We start from the raw sequence: 19,047 nt of genomic DNA, 5'->3' as shown, positions 1-19,047 counted from the left end.
AGGACTATTTTTTATCTGATGCTTTTTACATTTTACTAAAAATATGGCAAATTATTTCAATACCTTATCACTAAGAGATCAGTTACACCAGTTAGGACAGGCAGAATTCATGGATAGCGCAGAGTTTTCAGATGGCGTTTCCGCATTGAAAGGAAAGAAAATCGTAGTGGTAGGATGTGGTGCACAAGGTCTTAATCAAGGTTTAAATCTTAGAGACAGCGGACTGGATGTTTCCTACACCTTGCGTCAGGAAGCTATCGATCAGAAGAGAGATTCCTGGAAAAATGCAACTGAAAATAATTTCAAAGTAGGAACCTATGAAGAATTGATTCCTACCGCGGATCTGGTGATCAATTTAACTCCCGACAAACAGCATACCTCTGTGATCAACGCCGTTCAGCCTTTAATGAAAGAAGGTGCCACTTTATCTTATTCTCACGGATTCAATATCGTGGAAGAAGGAATGCAGATCCGTGAAGATCTTACCGTGATTATGGTTGCTCCAAAATGTCCCGGTTCTGAGGTTCGTGCGGAATATCTTCGTGGTTTCGGGGTTCCCACTTTGATTGCCGTTCATCCTGAAAATGATCCTCAGGGAAAAGGCTGGGCAGAAGCAAAAGCGTATTGCGTGGGAACGGGCGGTCACAAAGCAGGTGTTTTAAAATCATCTTTCGTAGCCGAAGTAAAGTCCGATTTAATGGGTGAACAAACCATTTTGTGTGGACTTTTACAAACGGGTTCTATTCTTTCATTCGATAAAATGGTGGAAAAAGGAGTTGAGGCAGGCTATGCCTCAAAATTGGTACAATATGGTGTTGAGGTGATCACCGAAGCCTTAAAACACGGTGGTGTAAGCGGAATGCTCGACCGGCTTTCGAATCCTGCAAAGCTGAAAGCATTCGAGTTGTCAGAGGAATTGAAAGAAATTATGCGACCGCTTTTCCAAAAACATCAGGATGATATTATTTCGGGCGAATTCTCGAAAACCATGATGGAAGACTGGGCCAATGGGGACGCTAATCTTTTGAAATGGCGAGCAGAAACAGGTGAAACGGCTTTCGAAAAAACTCCGGCGGGCGATGTGAAAATTGATGAACAGGAATATTTTGACAATTATCTTTTGATGTCAGCATTCATCAGAGCAGGTGTTGAACTGGCCTTTGAAACTATGGTGGAAGCAGGAATTAAACCTGAATCTGCATATTATGAGTCGCTTCACGAAACGCCTTTGATTGCCAATACAATCGCCAGAAAAAAACTTTTCGAGATGAATCGTGTGATTTCCGACACTGCAGAATATGGCTGCTATCTTTTCGATCAGGCTTGCAAGCCTTTGTTGGCAGATTTTATGAAATCAGTGGATACAGATTGGGTTGGAAAAGACTTTAACGAAGGCAAAAATGGGTCGGTTGACAATGCTCAGTTGGTTCATGTGAACGATATTCTGAGAAATCATCCTGTAGAAGTGGTTGGCAGAAAACTGCGTCAGGCAATGACCGCGATGAAATCGATTAAAACAGTGTAAAGAATGATTTGGGCAGCTTTATCCGCCTTCCGCTCCCGCTTTTTTGTCATTGTGAACGAAATGAGGTCATCAGTTGAATGCTCAACCGCTCGCAATGCCAAAAAGAGCTCCGCTCAAGTCGGGCTGCAGATTTCGGCGTAAAATAAAAAGCCAATATTTAATATCATATCTGTTATTTATTAGAAATCTGTCTGATTTTTAATGAAATAGAGGAATAATCATTAAAATTAATTCAAATGGCTCCCTTTAGGGACGTGGCACCCCATTTGAATTAATTTTATAATCTTATCATAAAGTGAAGCAGCTTAGTGAAACCTAAAGAAACAATGGAATAAAAAACGGATCCGTTTCAAAACTTGGAGAGAAATTGTTTAGATGTATTTTTTGCCACGAATGCGCGAATATTTTATGTCACAAAGATGGTGCAGATTACAGATGTTATCGTTGATTTTCTTTGCTTCACCTTTCCGGTTTTTTATCAATAGAACGGCTTGGTGAGACTTAAAACGGGAGTTGTCAAAAAACTTGGTGGGGCTTCGTGTTCAATATGTAAAGTGTAAGGAAAAGAATCCGCTTCATTTGCAAAATCTGCGAGAGCAAAAAATTTCATCTTACATGATCTAAACTTTTTTGCCTGGTTCCCAACTTTTGTACTTGATCCTAAAAAAAATGTGGTTTCCGTGTTTAAAAAAAAATCCTAGAAATGTCAAATTCAATCCTAAAAATTTCAAACCTGAATTTTCGTTACGATAAACCCATTTTCAATGATTTCAATTGGGAAATAGCTCCGGGAGAATACTGGATGTTAGGTGGATTAAGCGGAAGCGGAAAAACAACGTTAGCCAAAATTATTTCGGGAGAAATTAAAAATTATGAGGGAGACGTTGAGGTTAGCTTTAATGAAAATTCAGCATTGCCGAAGAAAGTGATGTATGTTTCCAATTGGTTTCAGTTCAGCAATCTGGAAGGCGACCGCAATTTTTATTATCAGCAGCGGTATAATCAACAGGCAAAAAATGATACGTTAACCGTTTTTGCAGAGCTCAATCATTTTGGAAAAGAAGAAGATTTGAATTTTGAGACTTTAGAGCCGTATTTAAAACCGTTTGGCTTTGAAAATTTTAAAAATCAGCAGCTCATTGAATTATCAAGTGGTGAGCACAAAAAATTACAATTGCTGAAAGCCCTTTGGCTGAAACCTCAGATTTTGATGATCGATCAACCATATACAGGGTTGGATGTGAAATCGAGGCAGTTTCTGAATCAGGCTTTGGAAGATTTTATGAAGGAAAATATAACATTAATCTTAATCAGTAATGACGACGAATATCCGGAAATCGTTCAGTATTTTGTAGAAATAGAAAACGGAAAACTCCTTCACCGGAACTCTCCGAAAGAATTTTCTAAAGGAGAGGAAAGAACGCCGAAACCACTGCCTTTTTTCCTTAAAAATAATCAGGAAAATGAAGGCGAAAATCTTATCAGATTAAACAATATCAATATTTCTTACGGCGAAAAACAGGTTTTACGAAATATTGATTGGGAAGTAAACTCCGGAGAACAGTGGTTGTTGCAGGGGCATAACGGTTCGGGTAAATCAACATTATTAAGTCTGCTCAATGGAGATCATCCACAGGCGTATGCGAACGAAATCTATCTTTTCGGACAGAAACGGGGAAGTGGAGAAAGTATTTGGGACATTAAAGAAAAAATTGGCATGATTTCCCCGGAATTGCATTGGTATTTTGATATGAATGCGAATGTGGGACAAACCATCGCTTCCGGCTTTTTTGATTCGATGAGTCTGTATCAGAAACTGAGCTTTGATCAGCACCAGCAGTTGGAACAGATTCTTTTTTTCTTCGATTTAAAAGAGGTTAAAAACAAAAAACTGCATACACTGCCCTTAGGTAAACAAAGATTGGCATTGCTTGCGAGAACTTTAATAAAAAAACCGAAACTTCTGATTCTGGATGAACCCTGTCAGGGAATGGATGGCGAGCAGACCCAATATTTTAATCAGGTGATTGATGATCTGGCAAATCAGGGACAATCCTTGATTTATGTAGGACATTTTGAATCCCAATTACCCCAAAAATTAAGCCATAAACTCGTTCTGGAAAACGGTCGCACAACAATTAAAACTAAAATAAAAGAACACATACTATAAATGAAGATAAACAAAACACTTAATTTACCTGCTTTGGAAGCGGTAAAAACAGCCAGAAAAAGTATAGAAAATGTGGTGAATTATACACCACTGCAATATAATGCCCGATTATCAGAACAGTTTGGAGCGAATATTTTTCTGAAAAGAGAAGATTTACAGCCTGTCAGATCCTATAAATTAAGAGGCGCTTACAACAAGATCAAAAGTCTTTTCAATGAAGGCAAAATTTCAGACGGAATTGTATGTGCAAGTGCAGGAAATCACGCACAGGGAGTTGCTTTTTCATGCAAACAGCTTCGGATCAAAGGGACGATTTTTATGCCTGTAACGACTCCAAAGCAGAAGCTTGAACAGGTGGAAATGTTTGGAGGAACGTATGCTGAAATAAGATTGGTGGGAGATACTTTTGATGCATCAAAAAAAGCGGCTTTCGATTTTGCTGAAACTTCAGGCGCAGCGTTTATCCATCCTTTTGATGATGTTCAGATCATTGAAGGGCAGGCGACTTTGGCTTTGGAAATTTTAGAACAGCAAAAAGAAAAATCAGACTATATTTTCATTCCGATTGGTGGCGGTGGTTTAGCATCAGGAATTGCGACGGTTTTTAAAGAATTATCCAAAGAAACCCAACTGATTGGAGTTGAGCCGAAGGGAGCTCCTTCCATGAAAACATCTATTCACAACGGTGTTAATACGGAACTCTCTGAAATTGATGGTTTTGTGGATGGTGCAGCCGTTAAAAGAGTAGGCGACCTGAATTTTGAAATTTGCAGAAATGTGCTTTCTGACTGTATTTCTGTGGATGAAGGGAAAGTGTGTGATACCATTCTTCAGCTCTATAATAAAGAAGCAATTGTTCTGGAGCCGGCGGGTGCTCTGTCTATTTCAGCATTGGAGCAGTATAGAGATCAGATCAAAGATAAAAATGTAGTCTGCATTGTGAGTGGCAGCAATAATGACATCACCAGAATGGAGGAAATTAAAGAAAGAGCCTTGCTGTACAAAGGTTTCAAGCACTATTTTATGGTGAAATTTCCACAGCGTCCGGGCGCTTTGAAGGATTTTGTATTGTATGTATTGGGAGCCGATGATGACATCACACATTTTGAATATACCAAGAAAAATTCAAGGGAAACCGCTTTGGCTATTGTCGGAATAGAGCTTTCCAATCCAAATGATTTTGAAGGATTAAAACAGAGAATGCAGAATCTTGGCTATTTTGAATCATATCTTAATGACAATCCCGATGTGCTGAATATGTTGGTCTGAACCCCTTGAACAGACTATGAATCTTCAATGGGGCTGAAAGAGAGAAGCTCGATATTTTTTCTGCCAATCTACCCAATAGAGCTATAACATATATTATTACATTGCTACATTATTACATTGCTACATTATTACATTGCTACATTGCTACATTGCTACATTGCTACATTGCTACATTGCTACATTGCTACATTGTTATATTGCTACATTATAAATAAAAACAGTTCGATATTTATCGAACTGTTTTTATTTATACAATTATTTTTTTTGCTTTAAAGATAAATTATCCAGATAAACAGCCTGATGTACACCATTTAACAGGACTTTCAATCCTAAGCTTGAATCTTTCTTCAACGTAACGGTTACCGTTTTCTTCTCTTTTGTGATCTTCGCTGGTTTTGCGATAGAAACAAATGATTTGGTATCAGAAGGATTATTTACGGTAAACAGCTCTAATGAAGTTTCTCCACCGTTATCCGAAATGTCAAAAGAAAGGGTGTAGGTTCCTGCTTTAATTTTCGGAGTTACCAGATACATATTTTCTCCGGGATTGGTCATCGAATAAAAGATGATTTTTTTGTCGCTTGCATACAGCATAGCTTTTCCCGGATGTGCTGTCCAGCAATTGTTGATATCTTTCCAGGTATCAAAGTTCTCTGTAAGAGTAGTTACCGTTTTGCACTGTGCATTGACTGTTAAAAATCCTCCGAAAACAGCTATTCCTGCCAATATGATTTTTTTCATTATGGTTATTTAAATATTATCAGGTAAAAATAACTAAAAATGATGATACATAAAAGGTGATATTTAATACGTTTTAGTTTTTAGGGCACTGATCATATACTTCCGATCAAAATAAAGAAAGAGGCTGGATGAGCCTTAAAGCGGTCAATTATAAAAAAACTTTGTGTTTAGTTCACTTTATTTTCTCTGGTTCTTCAGAATATAATTATTATCTAATTTAATACTTAAATCCTTATGTAAATTTAAAGGCTCTCTGTGTTCAAATAATGAACAAATTCAACAAGGCTGTCATTTGCTGAATAAAACGCCGTTTCGACCGAAAATATTTGAAAATGAGAGGTAAAGATTTAGCGGGATCCGTTTCAAAACTTTGGGAGAAATTGTTTAGATGTATTTTTTGCCACGAATGCGCGAATATTTTATGTCCCAAAGATGGCACAGATTTTCAACAGATGATATCGGTGATTTTCTTTGCTTCACCTTTCCGGTTTTTTATCAATAGAACGGCTTGGTGATACTTAAAACGGGAGTTATCAAAAAACTTGGTGGGGCTTTGTGTTCAATATGTAAAGTGTAAGGAAAAGAATCCGCTTCATTTGCAAAATCTGCGAGAGCAAAAAATTTCACCTTACATGATCTAAACTTTTTGCCTGGTCCCCAAATTTTGTACTTAATCCATTTAGCGATCGATAGCGTTAAAAAGAAAACGGAGAATAACAGTAGCGGTACTTTTCATGTTTAAATTAACTCAACTTTTTCGTTAGCCTCCAGATTCTGATCCGGATATCGCTTAGTTCCCTATTCAGCAAGCAACCCCAACCATAACAGGTCGGGGTCGTTTGTCATCAGGGGCGATAACGTTAAAAAGAGGGAAAACAGCAATGTAAAATGTCAAGTAATACACCGTGTATTTTTTATCGTTATGCCTTAGTTTACACTATGATGATGGTCAGGGACTAGAGGGAGTTGCCCTGATTGGGGTTACGAGGATCAGAATCCTCATTAAGTATCAGTTAGCATTTTTGTTTTGAGTCTCATGCAGAACGTTCACTTTTACGCTGAGTTTTTGATATCGTTGAAATATCGTAAATTCAGGTGCTTTTAAAATAGGGAACGGACCCATAAGTAGATCTGTTTTCTTCATAATGCTGTACATTTTAATCTTAGTGTTTTCAGAATTTTATCTCTTCCTTTCAAAGTGACATATACCAATTTGGAAGCCGTTGATGATTTCTTTTGCAAAGGTGCAAGGTTCTATCTATAGATGTACTACTACAATAATACTTCATTTTGTTTTTAATTGAAAATCAGTATTTTAGAAGTCGTTTGTTGCATTATTGACGTAAGTTTTGTAAAAGTTTATTGTATAAATGTGAAATTAAAACTTGGTATAACTAATGATTTTTCTAAATTTGGATGATAAAAAATAAGCAAATGTTCCCACGTCAGACCCTTACCAAATTGGCAGTAATTTTTTTTCTGCTGATACTCAGCAGCTATAAAAGCCAGGATTACTCTTTTTTTCCCGAAACCGTAAAACAAACCGCTGAATATTACGATAGGGGAGAACAGGTGAAGGCTATGGAGTATAACTTTAATGCCCTGGCCCGGTATAAAAAAGAGAAGGACAAGGAAGGGATGTCAACAGTTTATCTTAACATTGGTTTTTTAACCTTTTCCTATAATCAGCTTACTGAAAGTATCGGCTATCTGGATAAGGCTAAAGAACAAATCAGGGAATCGGGGTCCGATGATCCCTTATTGCAGGCGAGATTATACAGTGAGTATGCAAAAAACTATTCACGTCTGGGGATGGTAAGCAGATCCAATCTTACTTTCGATAAGGCAATCGCTTATGCTGAGAAGGTGACTAACGAAAAACAGAGGGATTATATGCTGTTTTATTGCTATATATGGAAAAGGGTCAATTTTCTGAGTGATAAAGATTCTCTGAAAAGTATAGACCGCAAGGTAGTGAATATTATGCCGGGAGGAATTACCTATACCAAAATGGCAGATTATTTTATAGAAGATAAAGCGAATCTTGATTCTGCCCGTTTCTATCTCGATAAGGCAATGCAGGCACCGGATAAAGATATGATAGGGGTAAAGGCGATGACTTTATTCAGCTACGGAAACCTCTACAATGCTTTACAGGAAAACGAAAAATCTTCCCACTACTACCTTCAGGCGCTGGAGCTTTTCAAAAAGGTAAAGCTTAAAAACCAGATCCGGGCAGTATATGATTCTTTGGCGGCGCATTACAGCAGAGCCGGAGATGCAGCCTCCTCAAAGCTTTATCTTGAAAAATATAAGATAATCAATGATAGTATTAAAAGGGAAGAAAAGCTGGCTGTTGACCGGGTTGTGGATAATCTTTCAAAAGAAGATGCTCTTGACGCTAAAAAAGATCGTTATACCGCATACTTTGTTATAGTGGCTCTTATTATAGTCTTTGGGCTTTTTATGTATATAAGAGGGCGCATCAATCTTTTAAAACATCTGGAAAAAGACAGATTGCTTGAAGAGAAAACCCTGAGAGTGCTTAAACTTGAAAAACAGACCAGCCATTCATTTGATAAGGTCGCAGAAATGGCCAAAAATAATGACCCTTTTTTTCTTGTACGATTCAAAGAAGTATATCCTGAGTTTTATGAGAATTTACTGCAGAAATACCCATTCCTTACAGACAATGATATCCGGTTGTGTGCTTATATTCGTCTGAACCTTAGTAATAAAGAGATCGCTACTTTTAAAAACCTGACCGTGAGAAGCGTTGAAACTACAAAATACCGTCTGAAGAAGAAACTGGGTCTGGATGCAGATTCTAATCTGAATACCTGGATCAGTGAACTGTAAAAAAGGGGCAATACTATTGCCCCCTTCCTTCTAAACACATTTTCAAAACACTAATCATGAAAAAAAAGATCCTACGAGCTATTCTGTGTTTCCAGATGAGATTTACAAAGTCTTCTTATATCTTTTCAGGTTTGTAAACTTGATCTTTTTTTCTTCAGAATACCGGTTTTGGCAGGTTTTCTGAATTGCAATAAAAATAAAGATAGTATGGATGAGTAAAGGTTTTTCCTATCTTTCGCTGACAAAGCTCGTTCAATTCAGTCTCATCTGCGTTACTACAAATCTACGTCAAAGTATGAAGTTGTTTATTTTTAGCAGTTTACATTTTTTTTACTGTGCTTTTGTAGTAATGAGTATTTCTCTTTCTTGCGGACTGATCTGCAAAGACAGCCCCTTGAGGAAAGGTAATTAAGCGGTTATTGTTGAAATATCCCAGCTTCCTCCAATGGATTCGAGTCATTTTGAATCAATTAAAATATTGGTGCATTCGTGGCCATAGTATGCAGCCTTCAATTTTATCTTCGATAAAATCCTTGCGCCTTAAAAACATAGAGTATTAAAAAATATCTTTGCGTCTTTGCGAAAAACCAACAAAGACAGTATCATCTGTAAAACTTGTATCATCTGTGGGGAATAAAATATTCGTGCATTCGTGGCCATAATTTCTGCAGGCTCTTTTCCTATTCCTGAAGTAGCTCCGACTACGATTGCTCTTTTCATGGTTTCTCTTTTATCCGCTAGTATATGCCAGGATCTGAATGCCTGCCCATCGGACAAATATACAAAATCGTAATCAGGGAAATGCTTTCCGATTCGTCCAGTGGTAAAACGGATAAAAATAGTCCGGGATGGTATCCAACATGAAAGAGCAGGATGCTGTACCTCTCTAAAATCTATATTTTTATTTTTGTTAATTCGTTTAATTAAAATAAATTCAGAATTTACTGAAAAAGACTATGAAATTTCGCAATATATCTCCTTTTGTACTCACCTTGTTTATTGTTCTCGGATCTTCTTCATTGAAAAGTCAGGATAAATTTCCGGACGGAACCGTTATTCCAAAATGGTTTAAAGAAAATAAACCTACAGACATCAATAAATTAGGAAAAAAATACATAATCACTGACTTCGGAATAAAAAACGACAGTACTGTCCTTCAGACTAAACAGCTTCAGGCGGTTATTGATAACGCTTCAAAAAATGGAGGCGGAGTCGTGGTTGTGCCGAAAGGAACTTTTTTAATCAGTTCAGTTTTCTTTAAACAGGGAACCCATTTATACTTGGAAAATGGAGCAAAATTAAAAGGAAGCGATGATATCAACGATTTTCCGGTAGTGACCACAAGAATGGAAGGTCAGACCGTAAAATATTTCCCTGCTTTGATTAATGCAGACGGGCTGAATGGTTTTACCATTTCAGGAAAAGGAATATTGGACGGAAACGGACTTCGTTTTTGGAAGTCATTCTGGAAAAGACGCGAATGGAATCCTAAATGTACCAATATGGATGAAATGAGACCGAGAATTATCTACGTTTCCAATTCAAAAAATGTACAGATTGAAGGCATTACGGTAAAAAATTCACCGTTCTGGAGTACGCATTATTATAAAAGCGAATTTGTAAAATTATTAAACTTAACCATTTTAGCGCCGAAAGAACCTGTAAAAGCGCCTAGCACAGATGCCATCGACATTGACGCCTGTACCAACTTCCTGGTGAAAAACTGCTATATGTCCGTAAATGACGATGCGATTGCTCTAAAAGGTGGAAAAGGTCCAAAATCAGATTCTGCGCCTGAAAATGGGGAGAACAGAAACATTATAATAGAAGATAATAACTTTGGATTCTGCCATTCTGCCTTAACTTGCGGAAGTGAATCAATTCATAATTATAACATCATTTTCAGAAATTCTACGGTGAAGGATGCCTCAAGGTTGCTGCATTTGAAAATGCGTCCTGACACGCCTCAGCATTACGAATATATCACACTGGATAATATTAGAGGCAATGTAAAAACCTTCTTATATGTGAAAGGCTGGAACCAGTTTTTTGATCTAAAAGGGGAAGCAAAACCGAAAGCGGGATTAGCGAATAATATTACCTTAAAAAATATGGATATCAGCTGTGAAACAGCATTTTCCGTAGAAAAATCCGATTTGTATGCATTGAGAGATTTTACTTTTGAAAATCTGAAAATCAAAGCATTGAAGCCTGAAGAACAGAACCTGAGTGCGATTCAGAATCTGAAGCAAAAGAATGTAAAAGTGACTCAGGTGGCTTCTTTAAGTCAGACCTACGATAAAAAAGACGACTCTGATATTGCTGCAAAATGAGTTTTTTTTCCAAAATATCTTTTTTGCTGTGTATATGCTCACAACTCCTGTATTCCCAATCTAAGGAAATCCAATTCCTGAGCGGGAAGGATGCCGAACATACAAAAGAGTGGGATTTTTGGATCAACGGCGGACGGAAATCGGGTGTTTGGAGCAAAATTCACGTACCTTCACAATGGGAGCAGCAGGGTTTTGGCTCTTACAATTACGGTCGGGATTATGTAACCTACGGTAAAAACTTCAAGTTTCACGACGAAACAGGTTTATACAAACATAAATTCACCATTCCAAATTCCTGGAAAGGTAAAACCATCAACATCATTTTTGAAGGTTCGATGACCGATACCGAAGTGAAGATCAACGGAAAATTAGCTGGAGAAATACACCAAGGCGCTTTTTATGAATTTAAATATGATATTTCAGATAAAATTCAATTTGGAAAAGAGAATATTCTTGAAGTAAAAGTCTCCAAAATGTCGGCAGATAAATCGGTCAATAATGCAGAACGTCTTGCCGATTACTGGATTTTAGGTGGGATTTTCCGCCCGGTTTATCTGGAAGCGAGCCCGAAAGAGCATATTTCCTCAACTTCTATTGATGCCAAAGCAGACGGAACTTTTCGTTCAAATATTCATTTAAAAGGAATTAATTCAGTTAATAATCTAAAAGTTGAATTATTCGACGCTAACAATAATTTAGTAGGTGAGTCTCAGCTTAAAATTGAGAAAGGAGATACCTTAAAGCAGGTTCAATTCAATCTTAAAAATCCAAAACTCTGGACAGCCGAAACACCGAATTTGTATAAAGCAAAATTCAGCTTACATAAAAACAAAAAAAATATCTTCCACACGCAAGAGAAATTTGGTTTCAGAACCATTGAAATCCGCAAAGGCGATGGGATTTTCATCAACGGAACCAAGATTAAAATGAAAGGAATCAACCGGCATGTATGGTGGCCGGAAACAGGTCGAGCGGTTACTGAAAATATAGATTTGATGGATGTTCAGCTCATCAAAGAAATGAATATGAATGCCGTTAGATGCTCTCATTATCCACCAAATAAATCGTTTTTAAAAATTTGTGATTCGCTGGGTTTATATGTTTTGGATGAACTGGCGGGATGGCAAAAAAAATATGATAAGGAAGTGGGGAAAAAGCTTGTAAAAGAAATGGTTACGCGAGATGCCAATCATCCTTCCATTATCTTTTGGAGCAACGGAAACGAAGGCGGACATAATTTCAGTCTGGATGCAGAATTCGGAAAATACGACTTGTCAAATCGTCCCGTGATTCACGCGCATCACAAGCCGGGAAATGCTTTCAACGGCATCGACTGCAATCATTACGAAGATTATTACAGCACAAAAAAGATCCTTGAAGGTGAGAATATTTATATGCCGACCGAATTTTTACACGCTCAGGATGATGGTGGCGGCGGAACTTCTCTTGCCGATTACTGGGAATTGCACTGGAATTCCAAAAAAGGAGCGGGTGGATTTCTTTGGGCTTTTGTGGATGAAGGTTTGGTGCGAACGGATTTCAATAATCAAATCGATGTCAACGCCATCAACGCGCCTGATGGTGTTTTGGGACCGCATCGTGAAAAAGAAGGGAGTTTTTATGCCATTCGTGAAATTTACAGTCCTGTAAAAATTGACTTGAAAACACTTCCAGATGATTTTAACGGAAATATTCCTGTTGAAAACCGCTATCATTTTACGAATTTAAAAGATTGTCAGTTTGAATGGAAATTAGTTAAGTTTAAAACGCTATTTTCCTCAGAATCCGGATTTGATATTATTAAAAGTGGAAAAGCGGAATCCCCCAATATCAATCCTACGGAAAAAAGAAATATCATTGTAAATCTTCCAGCCAATTGGAAAGAAAATGAGGCTTTATTACTGACCGCAACAGATTCTTTCGGAAAGGAAATCTACACTTGGACTTGGAAAATCAAATCAAATGATGAGATATCAAAACAGTTCTTACAATCTTTAAATAAAGAATTTCCAGTTTCTGTAGCTGAAAATGAGACTGAATTCATTTTAAAATCAGATGAGAAGGAATTTGCTATCGGTAAAAAAGATGGACTTTTAAAATCTGTCATTGTCGATAAAAAAGGCAAAAAAATGACTTTCAAAAACGGGCCGGTTTTCGTGAATGGAACAATGGAATTATCTTCTATTAAATCTTTTACAGAAGGTCAATATCAAAACATAGAAGTCACTTATAAAAACGGAAATAAAATCATTTGGAAACTGAATCCAAATGGAATTTTAGAATTAAATTATGAATATTCGCTTTCGGGTGATTATCAGTTTTCAGGTGTAAGTTTTGACTATCCTGAAAATTATGTGATCAATGCAAAATGGCTCGGAAAAGGACCTTATCACGTTTGGAAAAACCGTTTGCAGGGGCAGACCTATAATCTATGGCAGAATTTAAAAAACTCAACAAGAACCGGACAGTCACCATGGATCTATCCTGAATTTAAAGGCTATTTCGATGAGGTGTCCTGGCTGCAACTCGATACCGCTGAAGGAAAAATAACAGTCGGAACAAAAGAGGAAAAAATGTTCGTGAGATTGTTTGATTTTTATGGAATTTACGGAGCCGAAGGTTATCCGAAATTGCCAAGCGGAAACATTTCGTTTTTGGATACAATTCCGCCATTGGGAACTGTTCTCGCATTTAACATTAACGATAAAACGGAATCTTTAGGACCGGAGAGCGAACTCAATCATCTGAACGGAACATTTAAGAGAACCCTGTATTTCTATTTTGGCTTACCGAATTTAGGCGATGAAAATAAACAATTCACAATGCCCAAAGAAAATATTTTAACAGATTAAAATGAAGAAAGAATTATCACTTTTAGTACTATTTATCTGTTCATTATATTTTGGACAGCAAACCAGCTTTAAATTTGACTTTGGCGGAGACAGAGTGGAAAATGGTTTTATACCAATCACTGCAACTTCAAAATTTGACAGAAAAATAGGTTACGGATTTATGGATATTTCGGGTTTGAAATCTATTGACAGAGGCGGAAATGCTTTGACGGGAGATTTTATCACAAGCGACAAGCCTTTCTATTTTTCGGTGGTCATTCCTGAAGGAAATTATGATGTTAAAATGAATCTGGGCGACACAAAAGGAAGTTCGGAAACTACGGTTCGCGTAGAAAACCGCCGTCTGATGCTGAATGATGTAAAAACCAAACAGGATGAAATTCTTGAAAAAACAATCACGGTTCATGTCAAAGACAGTATTATCCGAAATCAAAAAGGAGAACAAATTGGTATTGTCAAATTGAAGCCCAGAGAAACGAAATATTTACATTGGGATAATTTGCTGACGATTGAATTTAATGATAAAGCACCGAAAGTGTGTTCCATCATCATTCAGCCTAACAAAACAGCGAAAACCGTTTACCTGACGGGAGATTCAACGGTGGTGGATGCGCAGTACGAACCTTGGGCTTCCTGGGGGCAGATGCTGCCGTATTTTTTTGTTCCTAGTGAAGTGGTGATTGCCAATTATGCTGAAAGCGGTGAAACTTTAAAAGCCTTTGAAGACCGCCACAGAATCGATAAAATCTGGAATAAAATAAAACCCGGTGATTATCTTTTTATTCAGTTCGGGCATAACGATCAGAAATATGGCAACAGCGAAAAATCGGGATACCGAAAGAGATTGAAAGAATGGATTCAAAAGGCAAAACAGCTGGGAGCAACTCCTGTATTGGTCACTTCCATGAACCGCAGGGTTTTTGATGAAAATAATAAAATCGTCAATACTTTGGATGATTTCCCTGAAGCCATGCGCGAAATAGCGAAACAAGAGAGTATTTATTTAATCGATTTAAATGCATTAAGCAAAACCTTATTGGAAGCAATGGGACCTGAAGCGGCGAAAAAGGCATTTGTCTATTATCCTGCCAATTCTTACCCGAATCAATCCAAGGCTCTGGCGGATGATACTCATTTTAATGCGTATGGCGCTTACGAACTGGCGCAATGCGTCGTAAAATCCATTGTAGATCAGAATCTGCCTTTGAAGAAATTTATTTCAAGAAATTATAAAAGTTTTAACCCCAATAACCCCGATGATGTCACAAAATTCCACTGGCCGGAAAGTATTTTTATGGAATCTTTAAAACCGGATGGAAATTAATGTAAAGGGATCAATAAAAATCTTTGGTTTTTTAAACTAATGTGTTCTTCTAAGCATTCGAATCACAAACTTAAAAATAACTAATGTATTAAACTTTTGTGGTTGAAATTAAAAGTAAAGTAATGAAAATTAAAAATATAGTCAGTTTAAGTATTATCTGTTTTACGTTCGGAAATCTTTCCGCACAAAATCCGTGGCCAAAAGAGACGAACACCGCCCAGCCTTGGACGCGCTGGTGGTGGATGGGAAGTGCTGTTGATGAAAAAGGATTAGATAAGCAATTAACAACTCTTTCGAAAGCAGGTTTTGGAGGTGTTGAAATTGTTCCGATCTATGGCGCCAAAGGTTTTGAGAACCGATATCTAAATTATCTTTCTCCGGAATGGATGAAAATGCTGCAATTCACCACTACCAAAGCTAAAAGCCTGAATATGGGTGTTGACATGGCAGTCGGAACAGGCTGGCCGATTGGCGGACCTCAGGTGAGCGAGCAGGATGCGGCAACAAAAATGATTATTCAGACTTATACGATTCAGCCTAATGAAAAGTTTTCTGAAAAGATCGTTCTGAAAGATGAAAAACAGAAAAATGTAAAAGCGGCAAAACTTGATATCGTTACCGCGTATAATGAAAAAAATGAAGCTGTTGTTATAACAGACAAAATTTCAGGTGACGGAACTTTAAACTGGAAACCAACTTCCGGAACATGGATGGTATATGCTGTTTTCATTGGCAAAACATTACAAAAAGTAAAACGCGCCGCACCGGGTGGAGATGGCTATACTTTAGACCATTTTTCACCGAATGCCACAAAGGATTATCTGAAAACGTTTGATAAGGCTTTTGGAAATTCCAATTACGGGATCCGGTCTTTCTTTAACGACAGTTATGAGGTGTACAATGCAGATTGGACAGCCGATTTTAAGGAAGAATTCAAGAAAAGGAGAGGGTATGATCTGAGTCCTTATATCAAATATTTGGTAAGTGACGAAGAAGGCGAAATTGCGGGAAGAGTAAAATCGGATTACCGGGAAACGATGAGCGAACTGATTTTACATCATTTCACTGAAAATTTCACCAATTGGGCACATTACAAAAATTCCAAGAATACCAATCAGGCACACGGTTCACCGGGAAATTTACTGGATTTATATGCTGCGGTGGATATTCCTGAATCTGAAACTTTCGGAAGTACAAAATTTGATATTCAGGGCTTGAAGAGAAATGTGGAAGACATTAATACAAAAGAAGTTCCCGATATCAATATGCTGAAATTTGCTTCTTCAGCAGCCAATATTACCGGAAAACCTTTGATTTCCAATGAATCTTTTACCTGGTTAACGGAGCATTTTAAAACATCCTGGTCACAGGTAAAACCCGAAGCTGAGCAGATTTTTCTTTCGGGAATCAACCATATTTTTTATCACGGAACAACGTATACTCCAGCTGATGTTCAGTTTCCGGGATGGCTGTTCTATGCGTCGACGAATTTCGTTCCTGAAAACAGTTTATGGCCCAATATTAAAGGACTCAATTCCTATATTGAAAGAACGCAGTCTGTTCTGCAAAGCGGAAAATCGGACAACGAAATCCTGATGTACTGGCCTGTTTACGATCAATGGGCGAGTCCAAAAGGAAAAGATATGGCTTTCAAAATTCATAATATTGAAAAATGGCTGCATCCGACTGCATTTTATGAAAATCTTGAGAAATTAGGAAAATCCGGATACTCTCTGGATATAATTTCTGATAAAATGATTGATGAGGCGAAATTGGATCATCAAAATATTCAGGTCTCAAAAGAAGGTGGCTCTTATCAGGTTTTAGTCGTTCCTCAATTGAATTTTCTGCCCGAATCTACTTTAAGAAATATCTTACGTCTGGCAGAAAACGGAGCTTCAATCATTTTTCAAAGTGAGCCGAGAGATATTCCGGGGAATTTTGAGGTTGAGAAAAGAAGAAATGAATTTCATGCTTTATGGAACAAAATTCAATTTAGTCAAAACGGAAATATAAAATCTGCAACGTTCGGAAAAGGAAAAATTCTATTGACTTCCGATGTTTCAAAAGGACTGGAATATTTAAAAATTGAAAGAGAAAAATTGACGGATACCGGATTGAAATTTGTCAGAAGACAGTTTGATGGCGGGAAGTTTTATTATATTGTCAATCATACTTCAAAAGAAATCAACCAATCAATTCCATTGAATTATTCTGGAAAGCAAATTGCTTTGATGAATCCTGAAAACGGAGATTTTGGAGTTACAACCGCGCAGAATAATTCAGTTAAAATTCAATTGAAATCTGGAGAATCTATTATTGTAAAAGTTTCGGAAAATGCTGATAATTTAATTCCAAAATGGAAATATATTGAAAAAACCGATGTTCCGATTGTGTTAAATCAACCTTGGAATTTAACGTTTAAAGAAGGCGGTCCCGAACTTCCGAAATCCCGAATTCTAAAGAAATTAGAACCGTGGACAAACTTTTCAGATGATGCTTTAACACAAAGTTTTTCAGGAACAGGAGTGTACACAACGACTCTTGATTTGAAGAATAAAAAAACAGATGATTATCAGTTAAAATTTGATAAATTGTACGAAAGTGCAAAAGTGATCGTTAATGGTCAGGATGCGGGAATGGTGTGGAGTCTTCCTTTTGAAATCAACATCGGAAAATACCTGAAAAAAGGAAAAAATACCATTCAGATTGAAGTTTGCAATTTGATGGCGAACAGAATTCGATATATGGATCAAAATAAAATCCAGTGGCGTAATTATCACGAAATCAATTTTGTAAATATTGATTATAAACCTTTTGATGCCTCCAGCTGGAAAGTGCAGCCTTCGGGTCTGGACGGAGAAATTCAGTTAATTCCATTGCATTATTCAAAATAAAATTGATTTGATTAAAATGTTAAAGATGATTAAATTATAGAAATACTTCGACAAGCTCAGTGTGACAACGCAAAATAGATCGTTTAGTATTAGAGATGTCAGGCTGAGCATGTCGAGGCCTTAACAAGAAAAATTATATATAAATAAAAAAATGAAACAAAATATCATAAAAACAATAACATTAGGAACCTTATTAACCTTTGGATTTTCCAATGCCCAAAACAAACCAAAAGTCGTTTTGGATAACTTCTTCAACAACGAGAAAAAAGCGGATAAAGAAACTGGAGAAATAAAATCGTGGCATTACACATGGAATGACACAACGAATGGCGGATTTTCTTTGCTGGGTGAAATCTTCACAAAGCAAGGAGCTGAAATCGCAACTTTGACGACTGCTCCTTCAAAAAAAGATTTAAAAAATGCCAACATCTACATCATCGTAGACCCGGATATTGATAAAGAGGCTTTCAGTGGAAAAGCAAATTTAATTGATCCGATAACGATTAAAAACTTGACAGAGTGGGTTAAAAACGGTGGCGTTTTAGTCTTGTTAAGCAACGACAATGGCAATTCTGAGTTTGTACATTTCAATCAATTGGCAGAAAAATTCGGAATTCATTTTAATGATGACAGCATTAATCGTGTTAAAGGAAGAGAATTCGAGCAAGGGAAAGTAATGGTTGCAGAAGGAAATCCTGTATTTTCTGCGCAAAAATTATACATGAAAGAAGTGAGTACGATGGAGGTTAAAGCTCCCGCAAAAACGATTTTGACGGCAGAAAACAAAAACATTGGTGCCGTTGCGAAAGTCGGAAAAGGTACTGTTTTCGCATTGGGAGATCCTTGGTGCTACAACGAATATATCGATGGCAAAAAGCTTCCCGCAGATTTTACCAATTTCCAGGGAACAGAGGAATGGGTAAAATGGTTATTGAAACAAGTTAAATAAACAATATTTGCGCAATCGGTTGAATTTTTTATCAGAAATATTTGGGCAGCTTAATCCGCCCTCCGTTCCCGCTTTTTTGTCTTCGCTTTGCTTCGTCAAAAAGAGCTCCACTCAGGTCGGGCTGCGAG

Annotated in this window: 11 protein-coding genes; 9 read left to right on the top strand and 2 right to left on the bottom strand. The window is 37.2% G+C overall.

The features are described from left to right. The first annotated feature begins 43 nt into the window (after positions 1-43). The 3 genes from ilvC (at position 44) to ilvA (ending at position 4,964) form a co-directional block, all read left to right on the top strand. A complete protein-coding gene (gene ilvC, locus VUJ46_RS05585) occupies positions 44-1,525 on the top strand; it encodes a ketol-acid reductoisomerase (RefSeq protein ID WP_326984016.1) in 1,482 nt (493 codons plus the stop codon). A gap of 703 nt (positions 1,526-2,228) precedes the next feature. Then, a complete protein-coding gene (locus VUJ46_RS05580; RefSeq protein ID WP_326984015.1) occupies positions 2,229-3,695 on the top strand; it encodes an ATP-binding cassette domain-containing protein in 1,467 nt (488 codons plus the stop codon). Then, the gene (gene ilvA, locus VUJ46_RS05575) at positions 3,696-4,964 is read left to right on the top strand and encodes a threonine ammonia-lyase (protein WP_326984014.1); all 1,269 of its coding nucleotides are present in this window, start codon (positions 3,696-3,698) and stop codon (positions 4,962-4,964) included. Positions 4,965-5,219: 255 nt separating this feature from the next. On the opposite strand, the gene VUJ46_RS05570 is transcribed toward ilvA, so the two are convergent. Next, positions 5,220-5,705, bottom strand: coding sequence for a hypothetical protein (locus VUJ46_RS05570; RefSeq protein WP_326984013.1), 486 nt, complete (start codon positions 5,703-5,705; stop codon positions 5,220-5,222). A 1,434-nt stretch (positions 5,706-7,139) separates the two neighbouring features. Here VUJ46_RS05570 and VUJ46_RS05565 point away from each other — a divergent pair. Continuing rightward, the gene (locus VUJ46_RS05565) at positions 7,140-8,564 is read left to right on the top strand and encodes a tetratricopeptide repeat protein (RefSeq protein ID WP_326984012.1); all 1,425 of its coding nucleotides are present in this window, start codon (positions 7,140-7,142) and stop codon (positions 8,562-8,564) included. A gap of 540 nt (positions 8,565-9,104) precedes the next feature. On the opposite strand, the gene VUJ46_RS05560 is transcribed toward VUJ46_RS05565, so the two are convergent. Further along, on the bottom strand, positions 9,105-9,284 hold the full coding sequence (locus VUJ46_RS05560; RefSeq protein WP_326984011.1) for a hypothetical protein: 180 nt from the start codon (positions 9,282-9,284) through the stop codon (positions 9,105-9,107). 236 nt (positions 9,285-9,520) lie between these two features. On the opposite strand from VUJ46_RS05560, the gene VUJ46_RS05555 reads away from it, so the two are divergent. The 5 genes from VUJ46_RS05555 to VUJ46_RS05535 all read left to right on the top strand — a co-directional run bounded on the left by VUJ46_RS05555 (position 9,521) and on the right by VUJ46_RS05535 (position 18,919). Continuing rightward, positions 9,521-10,897: a rhamnogalacturonidase gene (locus VUJ46_RS05555; RefSeq protein ID WP_326984010.1), complete on the top strand. Its 1,377-nt coding sequence runs from the start codon at positions 9,521-9,523 to the stop codon at positions 10,895-10,897. A 23-nt stretch (positions 10,898-10,920) separates the two neighbouring features. After that, the gene (locus VUJ46_RS05550; RefSeq protein WP_326984009.1) at positions 10,921-13,749 is read left to right on the top strand and encodes a glycoside hydrolase family 2 protein; all 2,829 of its coding nucleotides are present in this window, start codon (positions 10,921-10,923) and stop codon (positions 13,747-13,749) included. A gap of 1 nt (position 13,750) precedes the next feature. Next, a complete protein-coding gene (locus VUJ46_RS05545) occupies positions 13,751-15,073 on the top strand; it encodes a rhamnogalacturonan acetylesterase (RefSeq protein WP_326984008.1) in 1,323 nt (440 codons plus the stop codon). 122 nt (positions 15,074-15,195) lie between these two features. Then, positions 15,196-17,970 carry a glycosyl hydrolase gene (locus tag VUJ46_RS05540; RefSeq protein ID WP_326984007.1) on the top strand — a complete coding sequence of 925 codons (2,775 nt, stop codon included), beginning with the start codon at positions 15,196-15,198 and terminating at the stop codon, positions 17,968-17,970. Positions 17,971-18,121: 151 nt separating this feature from the next. Next, positions 18,122-18,919, top strand: coding sequence for a DUF4350 domain-containing protein (locus VUJ46_RS05535; protein WP_326984006.1), 798 nt, complete (start codon positions 18,122-18,124; stop codon positions 18,917-18,919). Positions 18,920-19,047 lie beyond the last annotated feature (128 nt).

This window comes from Chryseobacterium sp. MYb264, from assembly GCF_035974275.1.
Lineage (GTDB): Bacteria > Bacteroidota > Bacteroidia > Flavobacteriales > Weeksellaceae > Chryseobacterium.
This window is presented reverse-complemented; position numbering and strand designations above follow the sequence as displayed.